Annotated in this window: 22 protein-coding genes; 9 read left to right on the top strand and 13 right to left on the bottom strand. The window is 72.9% G+C overall.

The features are described from left to right. Positions 1-12: 12 nt before the first annotated feature. Positions 13-360, top strand: coding sequence for a hypothetical protein (locus AVL62_RS04600; protein ID WP_058890503.1), 348 nt, complete (start codon positions 13-15; stop codon positions 358-360). Positions 361-388: 28 nt separating this feature from the next. Here AVL62_RS04600 and AVL62_RS04595 read toward each other — a convergent pair whose 3' ends face one another. The 3 genes from AVL62_RS04595 to AVL62_RS04585 form a co-directional block, all read right to left on the bottom strand. After that, positions 389-844 carry a DoxX family membrane protein gene (locus AVL62_RS04595; RefSeq protein WP_058890502.1) on the bottom strand — a complete coding sequence of 152 codons (456 nt, stop codon included), beginning with the start codon at positions 842-844 and terminating at the stop codon, positions 389-391. A 37-nt stretch (positions 845-881) separates the two neighbouring features. After that, on the bottom strand, positions 882-2,564 hold the full coding sequence (locus tag AVL62_RS04590; RefSeq protein WP_058890501.1) for an AbgT family transporter: 1,683 nt from the start codon (positions 2,562-2,564) through the stop codon (positions 882-884). 72 nt (positions 2,565-2,636) lie between these two features. Continuing rightward, the gene (locus AVL62_RS04585) at positions 2,637-3,986 is read right to left on the bottom strand and encodes an amidohydrolase (RefSeq protein WP_058890656.1); all 1,350 of its coding nucleotides are present in this window, start codon (positions 3,984-3,986) and stop codon (positions 2,637-2,639) included. Positions 3,987-4,293: 307 nt separating this feature from the next. Here AVL62_RS04585 and AVL62_RS04580 point away from each other — a divergent pair, with 307 nt between their 5' ends. Continuing rightward, complete coding sequence (locus AVL62_RS04580) at positions 4,294-5,295, top strand: hypothetical protein (RefSeq protein ID WP_153011670.1); 1,002 nt, start codon at positions 4,294-4,296, stop codon at positions 5,293-5,295. Then, positions 5,292-6,083 carry a class F sortase gene (locus tag AVL62_RS04575; protein ID WP_058890499.1) on the top strand — a complete coding sequence of 264 codons (792 nt, stop codon included), beginning with the start codon at positions 5,292-5,294 and terminating at the stop codon, positions 6,081-6,083. Before AVL62_RS04580 ends, AVL62_RS04575 begins: the two co-directional genes overlap by 4 nt. Before the next feature lie 283 nt (positions 6,084-6,366). On the opposite strand, the gene AVL62_RS04570 is transcribed toward AVL62_RS04575, so the two are convergent. The 5 genes from AVL62_RS04570 to AVL62_RS04550 all read right to left on the bottom strand — a co-directional run bounded on the left by AVL62_RS04570 (position 6,367) and on the right by AVL62_RS04550 (position 8,746). Then, positions 6,367-6,801 (bottom strand): hypothetical protein, encoded by a 435-nt coding sequence (locus AVL62_RS04570; protein ID WP_058890498.1) that lies wholly within the window; start codon positions 6,799-6,801, stop codon positions 6,367-6,369. Between the two features lie 46 nt (positions 6,802-6,847). Next, positions 6,848-7,060, bottom strand: coding sequence for a DUF2945 domain-containing protein (locus AVL62_RS04565; RefSeq protein ID WP_058890497.1), 213 nt, complete (start codon positions 7,058-7,060; stop codon positions 6,848-6,850). Between the two features lie 72 nt (positions 7,061-7,132). Beyond that, positions 7,133-7,357, bottom strand: a complete 225-nt coding sequence (locus tag AVL62_RS04560) for a hypothetical protein (protein WP_058890496.1) — start codon at positions 7,355-7,357, stop codon at positions 7,133-7,135. A gap of 85 nt (positions 7,358-7,442) precedes the next feature. Then, the gene (locus AVL62_RS04555; RefSeq protein WP_058890495.1) at positions 7,443-7,835 is read right to left on the bottom strand and encodes a hypothetical protein; all 393 of its coding nucleotides are present in this window, start codon (positions 7,833-7,835) and stop codon (positions 7,443-7,445) included. Positions 7,836-7,858: 23 nt separating this feature from the next. Further along, entirely contained in the window at positions 7,859-8,746 is an 888-nt protein-coding gene (locus tag AVL62_RS04550) for an alpha/beta hydrolase (protein WP_058890494.1), read from the bottom strand. 342 nt (positions 8,747-9,088) lie between these two features. On the opposite strand from AVL62_RS04550, the gene AVL62_RS04545 reads away from it, so the two are divergent. After that, positions 9,089-9,868, top strand: coding sequence for a hypothetical protein (locus AVL62_RS04545; protein ID WP_058890493.1), 780 nt, complete (start codon positions 9,089-9,091; stop codon positions 9,866-9,868). A 433-nt stretch (positions 9,869-10,301) separates the two neighbouring features. Here AVL62_RS04545 and AVL62_RS04540 read toward each other — a convergent pair whose 3' ends face one another. Then, on the bottom strand, positions 10,302-10,817 hold the full coding sequence (locus tag AVL62_RS04540) for a hypothetical protein (RefSeq protein ID WP_058890492.1): 516 nt from the start codon (positions 10,815-10,817) through the stop codon (positions 10,302-10,304). Between the two features lie 115 nt (positions 10,818-10,932). Here AVL62_RS04540 and AVL62_RS04535 point away from each other — a divergent pair, with 115 nt between their 5' ends. Together AVL62_RS04535 and AVL62_RS04530 are read left to right on the top strand one after the other, a co-directional pair. Next, on the top strand, positions 10,933-11,637 hold the full coding sequence (locus AVL62_RS04535; RefSeq protein ID WP_083518714.1) for a phosphatase PAP2 family protein: 705 nt from the start codon (positions 10,933-10,935) through the stop codon (positions 11,635-11,637). A 64-nt stretch (positions 11,638-11,701) separates the two neighbouring features. Then, complete coding sequence (locus AVL62_RS04530; RefSeq protein WP_058890490.1) at positions 11,702-12,103, top strand: nuclear transport factor 2 family protein; 402 nt, start codon at positions 11,702-11,704, stop codon at positions 12,101-12,103. A gap of 12 nt (positions 12,104-12,115) precedes the next feature. Here the strand turns inward: AVL62_RS04530 and AVL62_RS04525 are convergent, their stop codons facing one another. Next, a complete protein-coding gene (locus AVL62_RS04525; RefSeq protein ID WP_327281524.1) occupies positions 12,116-13,249 on the bottom strand; it encodes a pyridoxal phosphate-dependent decarboxylase family protein in 1,134 nt (377 codons plus the stop codon). A gap of 2 nt (positions 13,250-13,251) precedes the next feature. Here AVL62_RS04525 and AVL62_RS18110 point away from each other — a divergent pair, with 2 nt between their 5' ends. Continuing rightward, positions 13,252-13,401, top strand: a complete 150-nt coding sequence (locus tag AVL62_RS18110) for a hypothetical protein (RefSeq protein ID WP_327281522.1) — start codon at positions 13,252-13,254, stop codon at positions 13,399-13,401. 131 nt (positions 13,402-13,532) lie between these two features. Here AVL62_RS18110 and AVL62_RS17230 read toward each other — a convergent pair whose 3' ends face one another. Continuing rightward, a complete protein-coding gene (locus AVL62_RS17230; protein WP_058890489.1) occupies positions 13,533-14,333 on the bottom strand; it encodes a hypothetical protein in 801 nt (266 codons plus the stop codon). 91 nt (positions 14,334-14,424) lie between these two features. Further along, positions 14,425-14,982, bottom strand: coding sequence for an SRPBCC family protein (locus tag AVL62_RS04515; protein WP_058890488.1), 558 nt, complete (start codon positions 14,980-14,982; stop codon positions 14,425-14,427). 229 nt (positions 14,983-15,211) lie between these two features. Between AVL62_RS04515 and AVL62_RS04510 the strand changes: the two genes are divergently transcribed. Then, positions 15,212-16,663, top strand: a complete 1,452-nt coding sequence (locus AVL62_RS04510) for a DUF2252 domain-containing protein (RefSeq protein ID WP_058890487.1) — start codon at positions 15,212-15,214, stop codon at positions 16,661-16,663. A 25-nt stretch (positions 16,664-16,688) separates the two neighbouring features. Then, positions 16,689-18,152 carry a protein adenylyltransferase SelO gene (locus AVL62_RS04505; RefSeq protein WP_058890486.1) on the top strand — a complete coding sequence of 488 codons (1,464 nt, stop codon included), beginning with the start codon at positions 16,689-16,691 and terminating at the stop codon, positions 18,150-18,152. Positions 18,153-18,170: 18 nt separating this feature from the next. Here the strand turns inward: AVL62_RS04505 and AVL62_RS04500 are convergent, their stop codons facing one another. Continuing rightward, the gene (locus tag AVL62_RS04500) at positions 18,171-18,947 is read right to left on the bottom strand and encodes an SDR family oxidoreductase (protein WP_058890485.1); all 777 of its coding nucleotides are present in this window, start codon (positions 18,945-18,947) and stop codon (positions 18,171-18,173) included. Positions 18,948-19,510 lie beyond the last annotated feature (563 nt).

Genomic DNA, 19,510 nt, shown 5'->3' with positions numbered 1-19,510 from the left:
TATCGTCGGGGGATGAGCTACCCCCTGACCAAGACGATGGCCGCGCTGACCGCCGGGTATGCCGTCTTCGCCGCCGTCCGCCCCTCTCACCTGTCCTCCGCGCTCGACGAGACGGGCGCTGCGGCGCGGGCCACCGACCGGCTCGCGTGGACCTATGCCGTGCGCGACCTCAGCACCAGCGCGCTCGCCTTCGTGCCCGGCCTGGCGCCGGTCGCCGGGCTGCTGCGCATCACCGGTGACCTGGGGGACGCCGCCGTCCTCGGCACCACCGGGCCGGAGTCCGAGCGGGCCAAGCTCGCCGGCGTCCCGCTGACCTGGGCCGCCCTCAACGCGGCAGCCCTGCTCATCGACCGGCGCTGACCCCCCAGGCGGGCCGACCCGGCCCGCGCTACCCAGGCTCCCCCTCGCGGGCCGACCCGGCACCCGCTCGACGCCGCCGGAGCCGGTGCCGGTCACGCCACGCCGCCGTGGACCACAGCGCCCAGAGCACGAGGAGCGGCTGGAAGAACAGGCGTGCCAGACGCGCGGCGTCGGAGTCCAGGCCGAACGCGTCCCGGCCCTGGAGGTACTGCGCGACGTTGCCGGGGAAGATCGCCACGAAGAACGCGGCCGTCAGCCACCCGACCGGCACCCGCCAGCGCGGCAGGAGGACCAGGGCCAGACCCAGCAGCACCTCGACCACCCCCGAGAGCAGGACGACGAGGTCGGCGTCGAGCGGCACCCACGCCGGCACCTGGGCCTGGAAGTCGGCGCGGGCGAAGGTCAGGTGGCCGGTGCCGGAGAAGACGAGGAAGACACCGAGCAGCACCCTGGCGACGACGCGGGCGAGGTGGTGCACGCTCATGCGGCCAGCCTAGGCGGCACCTCCGACGGTCCCCGGCTCAGCGCAGGAAGATCCCGTTGCCCGGCCCGAGCGGCAGGTCGAAGAAGTACCAGATGCCGACGAGCGTGGCCCACGACACCCAGAACGGCACGACGAAGACGATGAGCCGGGCGATGACGGTGCCCAGGCCGGCGTCCGGCTCGTAACGGCGCAGCAGCCCGAGGATGACGATCATGTAGGGGTTCAGCGGCGTGATGACCTGCGTCGCCGAGTCGCCGACCCGGAAGGCCGCCTGGGTGAAGGCCGGCTCCAGCCCGATGAGGGCGAACATCGGCACGAAGACCGCCGCCATGATCGTCCACATCGAGGACCCGGAGACGATGAAGAGGTTGAGGCAGGAGGCCAGCAGGATGAAGCCCAGCACGGCCGGGAAGCCGGTGAGACCGCTGGCCTCGAGCCCGGCCGCCCCGTTGACCGCGATCCAGGCCCCGATCCCGGTCCAGTTGAAGAGCGCGATGAACTGCCCCAGCACGAAGGCCAGGATGAGGAAGCTCATCATGTCCTTCACCGCCGAGCTCATCATGCGCACGATGTCGCTCATGCCCGACACCGTGCCGACCACGCGGCCGTAGACCACCCCCATGGTCATGAAGTAGGCGAAGACCAGGAAGACGATCGAGTCCAGCAGCGGGGAGCTCGGCAGGAAGCCGCCCTCCTCGTTGCGCCACGGCGAGCCCGGCACCAACAGGGCCGCCAGCACGACCACGGTGAGCAGCCCCGCCGCGGCCAGGGACCACCACAGGGCCCGCGTCTCGACCGCCGACAGCTCGGGGTCGACGGTGTCGCCCGAGGTGTCGGCGTCGTTCGGTGCCTCGACGTCGACCGCCTGGTCGCCACGGGCGTCGCGACCCCGTCCGGTCTCGTCCCCGGTCACCTCCGCGGTGCCGGCCCCGCCCCGCTCCGCCGCCTCCTCACCGGCGTCGACCTGCGCGGTCGGCACGTCCTGCGTGACCATCCGCGGCTCGAGGATCCGGTCGATGATGAAGCCGCAGACCAGGCCCAGCAGCAGCGCCGCGACGACGTTGAAGTAGTAGTTGGAGACGGGGTTGACCGGGGTGGTCTCGATGCCCGGCAGCGACTCCATCACCCCGGTCGTGATGCCGGCGAAGAGCGCGTCCAGCGAGGTGGGGACCAGCGCGGTCGAGTAGCCGGCGCCCACCGCCGCGAAGCCCCCGAGCAGCCCGGCCACCGGGTGCCGCCCCGCCGCCTTGAAGACCAGCGCGGCCAGCGGCGGGATGATGATGAACGCCGAGTCCGCCATGACCGAGCCGGTCACGCCGACGATGCCCACGACATACGGCAGCATCCACCGCGGCGCGGAGCCGAAGGACTTGCGCACGACCGCCGCCAGCATCCCGGTCTTCTCGGCCACGCCCACGGCCAGCAGGATGGTGAGCACCGTCTGCAGCGGCGGGAAGCCGATGAAGTTCGGGCCGAGGTTGCTGGTGAACCAGGCCAACCCCTCACCGGTGAACAGCCCCCGGATCTCGATCGGGCCGTCCTCGGTGCCGGGCACGGTCACCGCGACGTCCGCGAGCGCCATCGCGGTCGAGACGACCCCCGTGATGAGCAGCAGGACGAGGAAGAGCGTGAACGGCTCGGGGAGCTTGTTGCCCCACCGCTCGATGGTGGTGAGGAGCCGGTCGCCGATGCTCCGGCGTTCCTGCGTGGCAGTGGTCATGGCGTCCCTCCGGTATGACGTGGGCCGGGCGGCGGACGCCGCTCGGTCAAGTGGTGCCCGGGCGGGCGCCGCTCAGTCGAAGTAGGTGGCGGGGTCGAGGGCCCCGCCCGCGGCCTCGAACTCCTCGCGCGCCGCACGTGCCAGCTCGTCGTCGGCGAGGAAGTCCCACGCCGTGTGGGCCAGCCCGACCGCGCCGTCGACGGCGGCCCGCTCGGCCGCCTCGGTCGCGGCGGCCGCGGCGAACTCCTCGGTGTGCAGCGCGACGTCCGGACCGGCGATGGCGATCATCGGGTGGATGCCGGGCACCCGGACGCTCACGTTGCCGAAGTCGGTGGACCCGGCGAGGACGTCGGGAACCGTCCCGGCCGGGAGCACCTGCCGGCCCCGCTCCCCCAGGCTGCGCACCCAGCGCCCGCCCAGGGCGGCGTTGCCGCGGATGGGCAGCGAGGGCGGGTAGTGGTCCCACTCCAGCTCGACCGCGGTGTCGGTCATCGTCGCGGCGCCCTGCATGACCCGTTCGACGCGGCCGGACAGGTCGACGAGGGTCTGCGGGTAGGCCGAGCGCACGTAGAGCTGCAGGGTGGCCGAGCCGGTGATGATCGAGGGGCGCGTGCCGCCCTCGGTGATGACGGCGTGCACGCGGTCCGAGGGCGGCATCTGCTGGCGGAGCAGCCCGATCCCCTGGTAGGCCAGCGCGGCGGCGTCGAGGGCGTTGCGGCCCTGGAACGGCTGGGCGGAGGCGTGCGCGGGGTGACCGGTGAAGGTGGCCCGCAGCAGCCGACGGCCCAGGAAGAGGGTGTCGACCACGTCGTAGCCGAACGGGTGCGTCATACAGGCGGCGTCGAGCCCTTCCCAGGCGCCGCCGCGGGCCATGACCTCCTTGCCGGTGTGCCCCTCCTCGGCGGGGGTGCCGAGGAAGACGACCCGGCCCTGCACCTCGCTGCCGGCCTCGGCGACCAACCGCGCCAGCGCGATGAACGCCCCGACCCCGGTGGCGGCGATGACGTTGTGGCCGCAGGCGTGGCCGAGGCCGGGCAGCGCGTCGTACTCGCTCAGCACGGCCACCGTCCGGTGCCGGTCGGGGTCGAACCCGGGGGTGGCGACCTCGGCGCGCAGCGCGGTGTCGACACCGTGGGCCCCGACCTCGACGGGTATGCCGGTGCGCCGGGTGACGAGGTCGGCGAGCAGGGCGGCCGAGCGGTGCTCCTCGTAGGCCAGCTCGGGGTCGGCGTGCAGCTGCCGCACGACCGCCTTGAGGTCCTCGGTGCCCTCCTCGACCAGGGCGCTCAGGTGCTCGATATCCTCCTGCGGCGCTCCGGCGAAGGGGCTGTCGGGCGGGTCGGCCGCGGCGACGGTGGCGCGGGTCTGCCGCTCGAGCTCGTCGAGGAAGGCGGTCGAGATGCGAGGTGCGTCAGGCTGCATCTGCAGCACACTACTCAGGTTGAAAGCGCTGTCGAGGCGGACGACGGCCATGGGCGCGACCGGCGGCACGCTTGGGTGTCGTCGCCGGCTCCCCGGTCGGTAACGGGCGGACACCGGCCGCCGTGCCCCGGTGGAAGCCCGTGACCTGCGACGACACCGGCAGCAGCACGTGACGCAGATCACAACGGCGCTCTGCCTCGTCCTCTGTCCAGGTGCCCGCTGGTGACCTAGCATTCCGTCGACGGGGCGCCGCTCCGACCGGCCTCAGCGGCCGCGGATGCACCTCGCACAGACCCCGGAGACGCACATGTCCCTACCCCGCCCCACCCTGCGGCCCCCCGTCCAGCTCCTCACCGTCCTGCTCGCCGCCCTGGCGCTCGTCCTCGCCTCGCTCCTCGTGGTCCCGGCCGCCTCGGCGCTGGAGGACGACGCCTCGCAGACCGCCGAGCCCGCCCCGGCCGAGGACGAGGACACCGAGACCCCGGCGGACGAGCAGACCCCCGAGGACGCGGTGGTGCAGGCCCTGCCGGCCGAGGACTTCGTCGTCGAGTACGTCGGCCCCGAGTGCTGGGACAGTTCCTACAACGTCTACGTCGAGTACGCCGGGGACGACACGGACCTGCGCCTCGTGCTGCAGGAGGAGGTGGACGGCAGCTGGGTGACGCTGCGGACCGAGCGCTTCATGGCGGGATTCGCCGCTGTCTGGGGCGACTGGCTCGAGGAGGGTGAGACCGCGACCTACCAGGTGCTGGTCTACGACCGCACGGCCCCCGCGGAGCAGACCCTACTGCACGGCCCGCTGACCGCCACCGGCGTCTCGACCGAGAACTGCGACGAGTTCGACTCCCTCCCCGAGGAGGAGTGGACCTCGGCCGAGGTCACCTGCGGGGCGGTGACCTTCACCAGCCGCACGGACGAGGAGGTCGTCGTCGTCTACTACGGGGCCGACGACGAGTACTCCGAGGACTCCTTCTTCCTCGCCCCCGGTGCGTCCTCCACCGTGGAGGTCTCGGCGGACCTCATCTACTGGGTCAGCGCGACCGGGATCGGCGAGGACCTCGAGCCCGTCACCGACGAGTGGCTGTTCGCCGGCGAGGGTGAGGTCGAGGTCGAGCAGGACTGCGCCCCGGAGCCGGGTGAGCCCACGACCCCCGGGCAGCCGGGTGACGGGCAGCCGGGTGACGGCGGCCACCAGATCCCCGGCAGGGTCCAGACCGACGGTGGCGCCGCCCCGCTGGTCACGGGCCTGGGTCTCGGCCTGGCCCTGCTGTCCCTGGCCGGGCTCGGCCTGGTGCGCCGCGGCGCGTGACCGGCACGGACGACCGCCCCCGCCCGGCGCGCCGGGCCGTCACCCTGGCGCTGCTGTCGCTGGTGCTGGTCGGCGTCCTGGTGACCGTTTGGGGGTGGCGGGGTGCGCCGACGGCCGCCGGTCCGGACACGGGCGCCCCGCCCGCGGTGACCTCCGCACCGGACGTCGCGGAGGTGACCGGCCCGGCGCGGTCGACCCCGACGCCGGACGCCGCGACCCGCACGTCTCCGCCGCAGGCGCCCGCCGCCACGCCGACCACGACACCCACCCCGGCGTCGGCCGGGATGACGGCCGACCCGCAGGCCGGACCCGTCCACGTGACCATCACCCGGGGCGAGGAGGTGCTCGTCGACGCCCCCGTGGCGCTCACCCAGCTCAACGACCGCGACGAGCTGAACCCGCCTCCGGGGGTGGTGGGCTGGTACGGCCCGCCCCAGTGGTCGACGGTGCCCGGCGACCTGTCCGCCTACCCCGGGGTGCTGGCGGGGCATACCAGCTATGACGGGGTCCGGGACGTCTTCCACCGCCTCGGCGAGGTCCGGGCCGGGGACGTCGTCGTCATCCGCTACGCGGACGGCCAGGAGGCGAGCTTCGGCGTCGACGCGGACGCTCGGTCCGTGCCGAAGAACGAGGTGACCGAGAAGGCCGCCACGGACTACGCCTGGGTGTGGAGCCTGGACGAGCCGGGCCGCGCGGTCTCGCTGTTCTCCTGCGACCTGGCCCAGGGCCTGGACGTCACCGGGCACAGCCTCAACAACTGGGTGGTCCAGGCCACCCGGACGACCTGACACCGGTGACCTTCCCCGCGCGGCGCAGGAGATCACGTGACGCCGCCTGGTCGACACCAGCCGCCTGGTGGACCAGCAGCCGCCTGGTGGACCAGCAGCCGCCTGGTGGACCAATAGCCGCCACGTCAACCATGAGCCTCGAGGAGGAGGCTGTCAGATGACCAGCTGGCTGCCAGACGGCATACCGGCTGACAGACGGGTGGCCTCGGGCCGAGGACGCAGGGCAGACAGCCGCCGCCCGCCGCCGCTGCCGCCCACCGCCTGGCCGCCGCCGACCTCCCGCTCAGGAGCCTCCCGTCGGACCGCCGACGTGCCACGCTCGCAGCCGCTCGAGCTCGGCGGGCGGGACGGCGAGCAGGGTGATGACCCGGCCGTCGCGGCGGACCGCCTGCACCCGCCAGGCCCTCCTCCCGGGCTGGTCCGTGCGCAGGTCGAGGATGTCGGCGCGGGTGAGGCGGGTCGTCCGCCCGCCCGAGGTGACGACGACGGCGTCGTCCTCGAGCCGCGTGCCGCTGCGCTCCCGGCGGCTGGCCCAGACCAGGAACGCGCCATACCCGCCCCACAGGCCGACGAGGGCGATCTCGAGCCCTCGCCAGGGGTAGGCCAGCGCCAGCGCGGTCACGGCGCTGACGATGACCGCGCCGCCGATCGCCGCGCGCAGCGTCGGCAACCAGCGGGGCTGCACCAGCCACTCGCTGGACGGGTCCGGTGCGCTCACGCCCCCAGGGTAGGAACCTGCGCCCGCCCCGTCGCCCCGACCGCGCTCAGGCGCGCTCGACCTCGCTGCTGAGCTTGAGCACGGTGGTGCCGTCCTCCTGCTCGATGACGTAGGCAGGGTCGTCGTCACTGCCCTTGCGCTTGATGGTGTTGCCCTTGCTCTGGCGCTCGACCGTGTCGTGGTGGACCTCGGTGACCTTGCCCTCGGCGTAGTCGTCGCCCCACTTCCAGCGGACCTTCGTGCCGGTGCGGATCGCCATACCTGCTCCTCTCCTGCGTCGTCGACGCCGGCCACCACCCCCGTCGGGCGGCAGCCGGCGAAAGGGGTGTCCTCAGAGGACGGTCGTGGACTCCTCGAGCTTGAGCGCCACGCCGAGCGCGAAGAACGTCGGCGCCCACTCACCGACGAACAGCCCCCAGCGGTCGGCCTGGGCCTTGCTGTCGTCCTTCTTGCCCCGCGAGACGAAGTGACTCACGAAGGACAGTCCGATCGAGGCGAACCCGGCCGCGTAGCAGTGGTCGGACCGCAGCCCGTAGGACGAGAGTGTGGTGAGCATGTGTCTCCTCGGTGTGTCAGGGGGCTGGGTCTTCATCGTGGGTCACCGTCGCGTGGCGCGCAGCGTGAACGACCCCGGGTATGCCTCAGCGACCCTTCAGCGAGCGCCGCACCTGACGCACGTCCGTGATCGGCACCCCCGGGAGCTCGACGGCCTGACCGGTCGTGAGCAGCGCGACGACACCACCCCGGCGAGGGTCCTCCTGGATGGTCTTGATCACCGCGGCCGGCACCTGGGTGGCGCGCAGCCCGTTGTGCACGACGAGCCCCTCCCTCGACGCCTGGGTGCTCCCGCCGGTGCGCAGGTAGGCCAGCACGATGAGCACGAGCACCGCCAGGCGCACGACGAGCCCGAGCAGGTCGTCCCCCACGGCCAGGTCTCCCCCGGCATAACGGGCGATGGTGAAGCCGACGACGAGGACGAAGGCGAGCAGCAGCGCCCAGGACAGCGCCTTGGGCCGGTGACGGGTCCAGGTCATGCGGCACGTCCCATGAGGCCAGACTAGGGGCGACCCCGGCCGGACACGCCGACCCGCCCGTCCCGCTGGGTCGCCTCCACGAGTCGGACGACCGCGTCCACCAGCGGGGGACCTGTCATCGCCGGGTCGTTGTGACCGACGCCGGGGAGGACGACCTCCTCGACGAGGGTGGGGGCTGCCGCGGCCACGCGGGCGCTCAGCTCGCTGGGCACGATGAAGTCCTCCTCGGCACGGACGACGGTGACGGGGACCGTCGTCTCGGTGATACGGGAGAGCACGTCGAAGCGGTCCCGGAGCAGCGCCCCCACCGGCAGGATCGGGTACTGCGCGCGCCCGACGTCGACCAGGTCGGTGAAGGGTGAGCGCAGCAGCATGGCGCGCGGTGGTCGCTCCTCCGCCAGCCGCGCCACCACCCCGGTGCCGAGGGACTCGCCGACGTAGACCACCCGGTCCGGGGGGAAGCCCTCGCGCTCCAGCAGGTCGGACATGGCGAGCGCGTCCTGCGCCAGACCCTCCTCCGACGGGGTGCCCGGGTTGCCTCCGTAGCCGCGGTAGTCCATGAGCAGCACGGTGAAGCCGCGCTCGCTGAGCCGTCGGCCGACGTCGGCCCGACCCTCCCGGTTGCCGCCGTTGCCGTGGGCGAAGAGGACCGCCAGGTCACGGTCCGCCGACGCCTCGGCCGGCACCAGCCAGGCCCCGAGCTCCAGCCCGTCGGAGGTCACCGCGGTGACGTCGCGAGCCCCGGGCAGCACCTCGGCGGCCGGCGGCACCGGCGACCGGTCCGGGAAGTAGATGACGTACCGCTGCAGACCCCAGACCGCCACGAGCGTCACCGCCACGACGGCGAGGAGCACGACCCCCACGCGCAGGAGCCGGCGGAGCAGCCGCCGGCGGCGGGACGTCTGAGGCATGGGCCCATGATCGCCTGCAGGCCGGGTCGGCCGAGGCCCGGGCCCGCCTCACCCGCCGTCGAGCCGCTGCGGACCACCCACCACGAGCGTCCGGACCCGGTCCGTCGCCTCGTGCGCTCCTGGGTCGGGCTGTCCACCATGGCGATGCGGAAGTTGAGGTCCGAAATTCTTTGCACAACCTTTAGCCGTCAACTTCTTGCCCGCACCGGCGAGAGGCGGAACACTCGACTGGTCGTCGTGCGGTCGCCTCTGCTGCTCCCTGCCGGGTCGGTGTGCCGCCACCCCCGAGCCGGGGTCCCACCGCAGGGCAGAGATGAGTATGAGATGCCACCCTCCCGCCGTGTGCTGCTGCGAGCCGCCGGCCTGGCACCGATGATCCTTCCCGCGCACCACCGCAACGGGCACGGCGGCACCAAGCCCTCCCCCACGCCCACCCCGACCGACCCCGGCCCGGCGGGTGACCTCTCGTTCGCCGGGGTCAACTGGCTGCGGCGTACCTGGCCCGGCGCACCCCACTACAACGGCCAGTGGTCGGGGGACAACGTCGTCCAGAACGCCGACGGGACGGTGACGCTGCGCCTGACGAACCCGGGCGGGTCGCCCGTGGCCGCGGAGCTGCTGTCGACGCGCGCCGGCTGGGGCTACGGCAGCTATGCGCTCGACTTCCGGGCCGACGTCGACGTGGTCTCGCAGTCGGTGGTCTGGGGCAACCTGTTCACCTACGACTCGACCCAGCCCTGGGACGCCAGCCACAACGAGATCGACGCCGGCGAGATCTCGGCCTGGGGCGTGCCCGGCATCGCTCCGCGCCTCACCGCCGGGTACTGGCTGCCCGGGCCCACCAACGTGCTCAGCCACAACGAGTCCCTCCCCCGCGGTCTGCGGGTGTTCCGCACGACGATGACGTGGGGGCCGGGCACCGTGTCGTTCGCGACGTATGCCGGTGCGACCGCCGCGGACACGCTCATCGCCTCCTCCCGCGTCGACAGCTCGGCCCTGCCGGTCCCGGCCGCCGAGCGCGTCCACCTCAACCTGTGGGTGACCGACGCCAACGAGGACGACGAGAGTCAGGCGGCGCCGTTCGAGGTCACCGTCACCGGCTTCGGCTTCACCCCGGCCTGAGCGCCAGCCCTGCGCGCGGCCGGAGGCCGCGCCGCTCAGCGCTCGCCGCGACGTCGCTCCACGGTCTGCGGCGCTCGCGCGGCTGACGCACCACGAGCCAGTCACCGTCGGCCACGGTCCGACCTCACGCCACGACCCGTCCATCGATAGTGACACCGCCTGCGCTTGTTAGCGCTCGGTACGCGTCCGAGAATCCGGACCCGTGTGCTTTCGTGGCCCTGTAGGGGCTACGAACCCACACACACAACAGTCGGGGCGGTTTCAGCCCTCCTGCGGGGAGGCCTCCGCGGAACTCAGGACATCGCTTGCGAGGCAATCGGGCCGTTGACGGGTCGAACGTCACGAGCAGACCACGCGTCCCGGGTGGGCGAAGGTGCGTCGGTGGAGTCGCGACCGAGTCCGACGGTCGCTCAGCCTCGTGCCCGGCGGGTGGTCAGCCGAACGCGCCGCGCGTGAGCCGGCGGTGCGCCGCGACGACGTCGTCCAGCTGTCGCAGGGCCCGCTCCTCGAGGGCGCGGAACTCCTCCGCGTCCAGACCGAGGGCCCCGGCGTGGACGGCCAGCGACCGCCACAGCCCGGACTTGCCGCTGATGCCCGCCTGGACCACCTCGAGCTCGAGCAGGGGCGTCAGCGGGGAACGGCGCCGCACCCGGCCGTTGAGCTTGAGGCGGCCCGCCATCTCACCGGCCCTCGCCAGCAGCAGCTTGGCGGGACTCGGCCGCAGACCCAGCGTGCGGATCACGTCGACCAGCGTCTGGCGGTCCTCACGGACCTCCTGCTCCAGCTGCGCGATCTCGGCGGCGACGGGCAGGTCGTCGTCGTGGTCGCGCATCATCGTCAGGCGCTGCAGCAGTCCCGTGGCACCGCTCAGGTGGTCCTGCAGGTAGATCTGCAGCAGCTCGCGCTCCGGCAGGTCCTCGGCCCGCTGCCCTGGCGACTCGTTACCCATCCCCCGACCCTAGGCACCAGACCGCCCCCGGCAACCCGAGCAGCCACCCCCTGCACCGTGTATGCCGCGCCGCTCCGGAGGGTGCGTTCCCCCCTGGGTGGGCAGAATGGGCCGGATGCGACGAGGGACGACGGACGTGACGGCGGCGGAGGTCGACCTCGACACCCGGCGCCCGCGGACCACGACGGCCGTCGTCGGCGTGCTGCTGGTCACGCTCGGCTGCGCCCTGGGGTGGTGGGCGTCCGTGCAGGGTGGCCCCTGGCCCGTGGACGTCTGGTGGAACGGGGTGGTCTCCGGCCACCGGGTGCCCGCGCTGCTGGAGTCCGCGCGGGTGCTGGACCTCCTGGGCGCGGGCGTCGTCGGCGTGTACGTCATCCCGGTCGGGGCGACCCTCGCCCTGACGCTGTCCGGCCGGCGGTGGGCGGCGGCATACCTCCTCACCACGTTGGTCGTCAGCGCCGTCCTCGTGCAGGTGCTCAAGCACGTCGTCGGGCGAGCGCGCCCCGACGGCATCCTCGTCGTCGTCGACGAGGGGTCCTTCCCCTCCGGCCACACCGCGAACGCCGCCACCCTCGCGGTGGTGGCGGCAGTGCTGCTCCCCGTGCTCTGGGTGCGGGTGGTGGGCACCGTCGCCGTCCTGCTCATGGCCCTGAGCCGCACCTACCTGCACGCCCACTGGCTGTCCGACACCCTGGGTGGCGTCCTGCTGGGGAGCGGCGTGGCGCTCCTCCTGGCGGCCGCCTTCTGGGGGCCGCTCGCGAGGGAGCGCGACGTCCCGGAGGCTGACACCCGTGGAGACGGTCACCGGTCCCCGACGTGAGTCCGGCGCGGCTGACGGGTTGCCGACCTTGCCGCCCGTGGGTCCCCGTGGCATGGTCAGCCGCATGGAAGGTCTCGTCGCCGCCGAGCGCCGACTCCTCGAGGCGCAGCGTCAAGGTGACGTCGAGGCCCTCGATGAGCTGCTGCACCCGGATGTCGTCGCCATCGGACCGGACGGGGCGACCTTCACGAAGGAGGACGACCTCGACGCCTACCGGTCCGGCGCACTGCGGATCACGTCCCTCGTCGAGCGCTCGGTCGAGGTCCGGGACGACGGACCGAGCGGGGTGTCGCGCACCGTCGTCGACGTCGAGGCCGTGCAGGGCGGCGCTCCCGCTGACGCGCGGTTCGGCTACACCCGGCTGTGGGTGGTCGCGGACGGCCGCTGGCAGGTCCTGGCCGCGGCCTTCGGACCGGTGGAGGCCAGGGATGATCCCGGTCCGGCGCCGGGCCGCTCCCCTGGCTGAGCCCGAGGGGCCTCAGGCGATCTCCGTGGCCACCCGGCGCACGGCCTCGACGCTCCGCTCGACGTCCTCGTCGGTGGTCGACCAGTTGCTGACCGAGATCCGCAGGACCCGCTGCCCGTGCCAGGTCGAGCCGGTCATCCACGTGGTCCCGTCCGCGAGCAGCCGCCCGACCACCTCGTCGGTCCGCTCGTCGGAGCCGAACGTCGCGCAGACCTGCGTGAAGACCACGTCGTTGAGCACGGTGACACCGGGCATGGTCCTCAGCGCGTCGGCGAGACTGGTGGCGTGCCGGCAGAGCCGCTCGACCAGCTCGGCGACCCCGTCCCGACCGAGGCAGCGCACCACCGCCCACACCGGCACCGCCCGCCCGCGGCGCGAGAGCTCGGGCACCTTGTCCAGCGGCTGGCACACCTCGTCACGCAGCAGGTAGGCACCCTGCACCCCCATCGCCGCCTGGAGCGCCGCGGCGTCGCGCACGACGCACAGCCCGCTGTCGTAGGGCACGTTGAGCGTCTTGTGGGCGTCGGTCGCCCACGAGTCGGCGCCCTCGTGGCCGCGCATCAGGTGCCGGTATGCCGGTGACGCGGCCGCCCACAGACCGAAGGCACCGTCGACGTGCACCCAGGCACCGTGCCGGTGGGCGGTCTCGACGGTCTCCTCGAAGGGGTCGCTGGCCCCGGAGTGGATGTTGCCGGCCTGGAGGACCACGACGGCCGGGCCGGGCCCTGCCTCGGCCAGGGACTCCTCGAGCGCGTCGGGCCGCACCCGACCCTGATGATCGACCGCGACCACGTCAGGGGCGCCGAGGCCGAGGTAGCGCAGCGCGACGTCCACCGTGTCGTGCCGCTCGGCCCCGACGACGACGCGGACCGCCGGACCTCCGCCGAGCCCGTGCCGCGCCACGTCCCACCCTGCCCGGCGGAGCACGTCGTCACGCGGGGCGGCCAGGGCGGTGAAGTTGGCCATCGTGGCCCCGGTCGTGAAGCCGACCGCGCTCTCCCCCGGCAGACCGAGCAGGTCGAGCAGCCAGGCGCCGGCGAGGTCCCCGACCGCGCTGTGGGCCGGGGTGACCGTGCGCAGCCCGGCGTTCTGGTCCCAGGCGCTCACCAGCCAGTCGGCAGCCATCGCGGCCGGGTGCTGTGCCACCGATGACGAACCCGAAGAAGCGGCCCGCGGCCATGGCGGTCAGCCCCGCGTCGCTGGCCTCCGCGAGCAGCGCGACGGCCTCCTCCGGCGGGCACCCGTGCTCCGGCAGGTCGGGCCCCAGCGCGTCCACCACCTGCTCGATCGACGCCTGAGCGGGCACCGGTCGCTCCCCCAGCGAGTCCAGCCAGCGGAGGGCGTGCTCGTGCGCGACCTCCAGCGGCCGCGAGTAGGAGCTCATCCTCCGGAGTGTCCTCCTGCCGGGCTCCTGGCCACAAGCACGTGCTCAGGTCTGCTCGTGCTCGTCGAGCAGCCGGAGGACGGCCCGGGTCATGACCGGGTGGGTGACGTGGTGCGTCGTCAGCCAGTCCAGGACCGCCCGCGCGGCGTCGACGTTGTGCTCGTAGCCCGGGACCATCCGGTGCAGCGGGAGGTCCGTGGGCAGGTCGGCCCGCTCGATGCGGCGGGTCGACTCGAAGTGGTCGGGGTGGTCCAGCCGGGAGGCGGGGTCGAGGCGCACGAGCGCGAGGACCCGGTCCACGGCATACACCTGGATGAAGCGCATGGCGGTCAGGCGCTCTCCCCGCAGCTCGCGGTGGAGCCCGACGTAGAGGTTCGTCAGGGCCTCGTCGCGGTGGAAGTCGACGGTGTCGACGGCGGTGGGTCTCGCCGGCGCCGGTGAGCCCGTCAGCGGGTCGTGGCCGTCGCGCGACCAGACCACTCGCGCGCCGACGACGGGCAGGGCGGCGAGCTGGTCGGACGTGAAGACCGCGTACTCCACGAACAGCCCGTCGGCGAAAAGCGCCTTCCGGCCGTGGGGGTCGTTGACGAAGCTGTAGGCGACGGCGCCGCCGAAGCCGGCGAGCCACCCCGGGTCCTGCAGGTAGCCGTCCTGGGCGGAGGCGCTGTCGACGACGACGAAGAAGTCGATGTCGGAGTGCTCGTCGAAGCGGTGGGTCTCCTGCCCCGCCGACCCCAGGCCGAGTACGGCCAGGACGTGGTCGTCGGTCGCCAGGTGAGCTGCCAGACGGTCGAGGCGGAGCAGGGTGGGGTGCAGCGGTGGGGCGGGAGGGGTCGGTCGCGACATGGCGTCGTCCTTTCGATGGAGGTCGACGTGTCAGCCCGTACGGGGTGCTCCCACCGGGGTCGCGACGGGTCCAGCGTAGTCCCGGGGTGCGTCAACCGCTGGACTCCACTGCCCGAGGACGCGGCCCGGTCCCTTCGACGCGATCACGGATCCCTCTCAGCATCCGCTCGGTCATCACGGCACTCACCATCGACACGGCCTCGACCAGCAGCGACGCCCAGGGGCTGAGGTAGAGGTAGCGCTCCCTCACGACCAGCCTGGTGGGCCCACCGGACTGAGGAGGCAGGACGAAGGCCCAGGTGAAGTCGTAGGGCATGGAGGGATCACCCGAGCCGTCCTGGCCGGTGGCTGAGACCGCACCTCGCACGACCAAGGCGTGCGGTGGCTCGACCATCGCGACCTTCAGTGCGACGTCGGGGTGCAGGCGGAAGTCGTCCCCGACCGACGGGTGCTGCCACTCCTGCACCACCCGGGTCGCGCTGACCATCTGGCACCCGACCAGGTTCTCGAGCCAGTCGTACGAGTAGAGGCCTCCTCGGCCCTGACCCATCTGCGCCACCCACGGCCACACGGCTTCGGCCGGGGCGTCGATGCTGATCGCCCGGGTCGCCACCAGGTCGGGACGAGGCAGGAGGTCGTCCCCAGGCACGCAGGCAGTGCGCGAGACACCTCGTCGGGCAGTTCACTCCGCCGCTGACAGGGCAGCCTCGTACCCCTCCCGCGTCGCCGCGATGAAGAGCTGAGTCGCCCGGCCGGGTGTTGCACCATCGGCGCGGACACGCGAGGGTGAGGTCTGTGCCACACGACCCCGTCCACACCGCGCGGGCCCGAGCTCTCCCCCGCGGACCCCGGCACACCGCACCAAGGCACCGGGTCCGGTGACCCCCGCCTCCACCGGCCACCGGGTGCTCGCGACGGTCGACAGCACGGCATACGCCTCCATCCGCAAGCGGCCCACCTCGCGGGCGGAGCGCTATGCCATGGGCAAGGCGCTGCGCAAGGAGGTCCCGCGCACGAGCCTGGGTGACTGGACTCCCCGGCCCGGACGGCCGGACCCGGTGGCGCTCATCCAGGAGTCGCACGAGGGGCGGCGCAGCGAGCTGGTCCCGGTGCGCGTGGGCCGGATGGTCGCCAACCCCTACGGCTTCCTGCGGGGCACCGCCGTGGTGATGGCCGACGACGTCGCGCACCTGCCGGCGACCGGGATCATGCCGGTGATCGGCGGCGACGCGCACGTCGGCAACTTCGGGTTCTACGCCTCCCCCGAGGGCGAGCTGGTCATCGACCTCAACGACTTCGACGAGGCCCACCCCGGCTGCTGGGAGTGGGACCTGCGCCGCCTGGTCGCCAGCATCCACGTCGCCGGGCGCACGAACGGGCTGTCCGAGAAGGAGTGCGAGGCCGCCGTGCGGGCGTGCGTCGCGGCATACCGGGGCGAGCTGAGGTTCCTGGCCGAGCAACCCCTCCTCATGCGCTCCTACAACCGGCTCGACGTGCACCGGATGCACGAGACCGCGACTGAGAAGACCCTGCGCAAGGAGATCCACCGGTCGGCCAAGCGGGCACGGAAGCGCACCAGCGACCGCGCGCTCCCGAAGTTCACGACCGAGCAGGCCGGGCGACGGGTGATCGTCGAGGACCCGCCGACCATCACCCGGGTCAGCGACGAGGAGCGAGAGGCCCTGGCCGAGGCGCTCGACGGCTACCTCCTCACGCTCGCGCCGCACTGGCGCCGGGTGGTCGGCGGCTACACCCTGGTCGACATCGCGCACAAGGTGGTGGGCGTCGGCAGCGTGGGGCTGCGCGCCTACGTCGCGCTGCTGGAGGGCAGCACCCCCGACGACGTGCTGTTCCTGCAGCTCAAGCAGGCCAGGCGTTCGGTCATCGCCCGCCACGTGCACGGCGACTCCGCGCTGCACGAGCACCAGGGCCAGCGGGTGGTCGAGTACCAGCAGGCGCTGCAGACGGTCAGCGACCCGCTGCTGGGGTGGGCGACCGTCGGCGACGACCACACCTACTACGTGCGCCAGTTCCGCAACAGCAAGGGCACCATCCCCCTCGACGCCATCGACGCGCCGGCGCTGGCCGACTACGCCGGCATCGTCGGTCACCTCCTCGCCAAGGGGCACGCCCGCACCAGCGGGGCGTCCATGATCGCGGGGTATGTCGGTGGCTCGGACAAGGTGGACGTCGCCCTGAGCCGGTTCGCCCGGTTGTACGCCGACCAGACCGAGGCCGACCACGAGCAGCTGCTGGCCGCCGTCACCCGCGGCGACCTCCCCGTCCAGGAGGGTGCGCTGGACGGCGCGAGCTCCGCCTTCCGCCCCTGAGGGGTCTCTCGCCTACGCTCGACAGATGAGTGTCGTGCCCCGGCAGACCCTGTCCTTCGGCCACCAGTTCGCCAGCGAGCTGGGTGAGCTCGCCGTGCCGTGGCAGGCGGAGGAGGCCCCGGACCCCCGGCTGCTGGTGCTCAACGAGTCGCTGGCGGCGGAGCTGGACCTCGGCCCGTCCTGGCTGCGCGGTCCCGAGGGTCTGCGCCTGCTGACGGGGCACCTCGTCCCCGACGGCGCCACCCCGGTGGCGCAGGCCTACGCCGGGCACCAGTTCGGCGGCTACTCGCCCCGCCTGGGCGACGGCCGGGCGCTCCTGCTCGGCGAGGTCGCCGACAGGGCGGGGCGACTGGTCGACATCCACCTCAAGGGCTCCGGTCGCACGCCCTTCGCCCGCGGCGGTGACGGCCTGGCCGCGGTCGGTCCGATGCTGCGCGAGTACGTCACCGGCGAGGCCATGCACGCCCTGGGCGTCCCGACCACCCGGTCGCTGGCCGTGGTGGGCACCGGGCGGCAGGTGCAGCGGGAGACGCTGCTGCCTGGCGCGGTGCTCACGCGGGTCGCCTCAAGCCACCTGCGCGTCGGCACTTTCCAGTACGCCCGTGCGACGGGCGACACCGATCTCCTGCGACGCCTCGCCGACCACGCGATCCGCCGGCACCACCCCGAGGCCGCGGCGGCCGAGAACCCCTACCTCGCGCTGTTCGAGGCGGTCGTCGCCGGCCAGGCGCAGCTCGTCGCCCGGTGGATGCTGGTCGGGTTCGTCCACGGGGTGATGAACACGGACAACATGACGATCTCCGGGGAGACGATCGACTACGGACCCTGCGCGTTCATGGAGGCCGTCGACCCGGCGACGGTCTACAGCTCGATCGACACCGGCGGACGGTATGCCTACGGCAACCAGCCCGGTGTCGCCCAGTGGAACCTCGCCCGCCTCGCCGAGGCGCTGCTGCCCCTGCTCCACACCGAGCAGGAGCAGGCGATCGAGCTGGCGACGGGCTCCCTCGAGACGTTCTCCGCGCAGTTCGCGTCGGCCTGGTCGAACGGCATGCGGGCCAAGCTGGGCCTGGCGGACCGGGTGAGCGCCGAGGTCGTCGAGCCCCTGGTCGCCGAGCTCCTGAGTCTCCTGCAGGACAACCACGTGGACCACACGTCGTTCTACCGCCGCCTCGGCGATGCGGCCCGCGGGGACGCCGAGCCAGCCCGTGACCTGTTCCTGGACAGGGCCGGTTTCGACGACTGGGCCGGGCGGTGGCTCGCCCTGGGTCCGCAGGCGCAGCGGATGGACCGGGTCAACCCCGTCTACATCCCCCGCAACCACCTGGTCGAGGAGGCTCTCGCAGCAGGCAGCGAGGGCGACCTGGACCCGATAGTTCGCCTCCTCGGCGCCGTCACCGATCCCTACCGGGAGCGCCCCGGCCTCGAGCGGTATGCCGAGCCTGCACCGACGGACTTCGGTCGCTACCGGACGTACTGCGGCACCTGACGCGCTACGCCTGGGCGGTCACCCCTGCAGCAACGACTGGGCCCCGTCGACCCAGACCTCGGTGCCGCTGATGTGGCTGGCCGCGTCCGAGGCGAGGAAGGTCACCAGGTCGGCCACCTGCTGCGCCGAGCCGGGGGTGCCCTGCGTGAGCGGGATCTCCCCCTGCGGGAACTCGACCGGGATCTTCACGTCCTCGTTCGCGGCCTGCGTGTTGTCGTCGATCTCGGTGTCGATGGCCCCGGGGCACACCACGTTGAGGCGGATCTTGCGGGGTCCGAGCTCGACCGCGAGCATCTTGGTCAGCGCGACCTGGCCCGCCTTGCTCGCGGAGTATGCCGTGGCGCCGGAGTTGGAGAACATGCGCGTACCGTTGACCGAGGAGACCACGACGACCGAGCCGCCGCCCTCGGCCAGGTGCGGCACCGCGTGCTTGATGGTGAGGAAGGTGCCGGTCAGGTTGATGTCGACCGTGGACCGGAAGTCCTCGACGTCGAGGTCCTCGATGCCGGCCCACGTGCCGTTGACCCCGGCGTTGGCGACGACGACGTCGAGCCGCCCGAAACGCTCCACGGTCTCCTGGACCATGCGCCGGGCGTCGTCCTCGTCGCTGACGTCCCCCGTCACCACCAGGGCCTGGCTGCCGCCGGCCTCGAGGTCGGCCGCGACCTCCTCCAGCTCCTCCCGGGTCCGACTGACCAGCGTGACGTCCGCCCCCTGCGCAGCCAGCGCCCGTGCGCTCGCCTCCCCGATGCCCGACCCCGCGCCCGTCACCAACGCGACCTTGCCCTTCAGCATGCTGTGCTCCTTTCCTGCCGTCGCTCCTGACGCGACGGGTCGACCCAACCTACGAGGTGCGCCAGGCATCGGCAGGATGTGTAGCCATACCCGGGCTGCACCGGCGCGCACCCGCCCTGCGTCGGGGCTCCATGACTACCTGCCAGGACGCACTGTGGCACCGTGCGGCACCCGGGCCGAAGACCTCTGTCTGGAGCCGGCAATGGCCGACAGCCCCTGCTCCGGAAGGCCCGACGGCTGAGCCGATGCGTGACCGGCGTCATGTAGCTGGTCGTGGGTCTTGGTGCTTGTACGCCCTTTCGGAACCCGACGGCGAGTCAGCCGTGTCCGCGCCCGCACCACCACCGGTTGCCACGTCAGACCCGTACCCAGCCCCCACGGAGTGCCCAGGCGGGCGACGGCGCCGTGATGGCCGTTCACGGGTATGACGACGCCCCGGTCCGCACACGGGGTGCGGCCGGGGCTGTCGTCAGGGCGAGGTCGGGGTCGCCGGGGTGGGGCTGGGGTCAGCCGACCCGTCCGTAGCCAGAGACGCCGTCGAACACCGGGCGCAGATCGAGCAG

This window comes from Serinicoccus chungangensis, assembly GCF_001483745.1.
In the GTDB taxonomy this organism is placed as follows: Bacteria; Actinomycetota; Actinomycetes; order Actinomycetales; family Dermatophilaceae; genus Ornithinicoccus; species Ornithinicoccus chungangensis_A.
This window is presented reverse-complemented; position numbering and strand designations above follow the sequence as displayed.

Bases quoted from the DNA above. Each gene is read 5' to 3' on its own strand.
- AVL62_RS04600 (WP_058890503.1), top strand. From the start codon at position 13: ATGAGCTACCCCCTGACCAAGACGATGGCCGCGCTGACCGCCGGGTAT.
- AVL62_RS04595 (WP_058890502.1), bottom strand. From the start codon at position 844: ATGAGCGTGCACCACCTCGCCCGCGTCGTCGCCAGGGTGCTGCTCGGT.
- AVL62_RS04590 (WP_058890501.1), bottom strand. From the start codon at position 2,564: ATGACCACTGCCACGCAGGAACGCCGGAGCATCGGCGACCGGCTCCTC.
- AVL62_RS04585 (WP_058890656.1), bottom strand. From the start codon at position 3,986: ATGCAGCCTGACGCACCTCGCATCTCGACCGCCTTCCTCGACGAGCTC.
- AVL62_RS04580 (WP_153011670.1), top strand. From the start codon at position 4,294: ATGTCCCTACCCCGCCCCACCCTGCGGCCCCCCGTCCAGCTCCTCACC.
- AVL62_RS04565 (WP_058890497.1), bottom strand. From the start codon at position 7,060: ATGGCGATCCGCACCGGCACGAAGGTCCGCTGGAAGTGGGGCGACGAC.
- AVL62_RS04560 (WP_058890496.1), bottom strand. From the start codon at position 7,357: ATGCTCACCACACTCTCGTCCTACGGGCTGCGGTCCGACCACTGCTAC.
- AVL62_RS04555 (WP_058890495.1), bottom strand. From the start codon at position 7,835: ATGACCTGGACCCGTCACCGGCCCAAGGCGCTGTCCTGGGCGCTGCTG.
- AVL62_RS04550 (WP_058890494.1), bottom strand. From the start codon at position 8,746: ATGCCTCAGACGTCCCGCCGCCGGCGGCTGCTCCGCCGGCTCCTGCGC.
- AVL62_RS04540 (WP_058890492.1), bottom strand. From the start codon at position 10,817: ATGGGTAACGAGTCGCCAGGGCAGCGGGCCGAGGACCTGCCGGAGCGC.
- AVL62_RS04535 (WP_083518714.1), top strand. From the start codon at position 10,933: ATGCGACGAGGGACGACGGACGTGACGGCGGCGGAGGTCGACCTCGAC.
- AVL62_RS04530 (WP_058890490.1), top strand. From the start codon at position 11,702: ATGGAAGGTCTCGTCGCCGCCGAGCGCCGACTCCTCGAGGCGCAGCGT.
- AVL62_RS18110 (WP_327281522.1), top strand. From the start codon at position 13,252: ATGACGAACCCGAAGAAGCGGCCCGCGGCCATGGCGGTCAGCCCCGCG.
- AVL62_RS17230 (WP_058890489.1), bottom strand. From the start codon at position 14,333: ATGTCGCGACCGACCCCTCCCGCCCCACCGCTGCACCCCACCCTGCTC.
- AVL62_RS04505 (WP_058890486.1), top strand. From the start codon at position 16,689: ATGAGTGTCGTGCCCCGGCAGACCCTGTCCTTCGGCCACCAGTTCGCC.
- AVL62_RS04500 (WP_058890485.1), bottom strand. From the start codon at position 18,947: ATGCTGAAGGGCAAGGTCGCGTTGGTGACGGGCGCGGGGTCGGGCATC.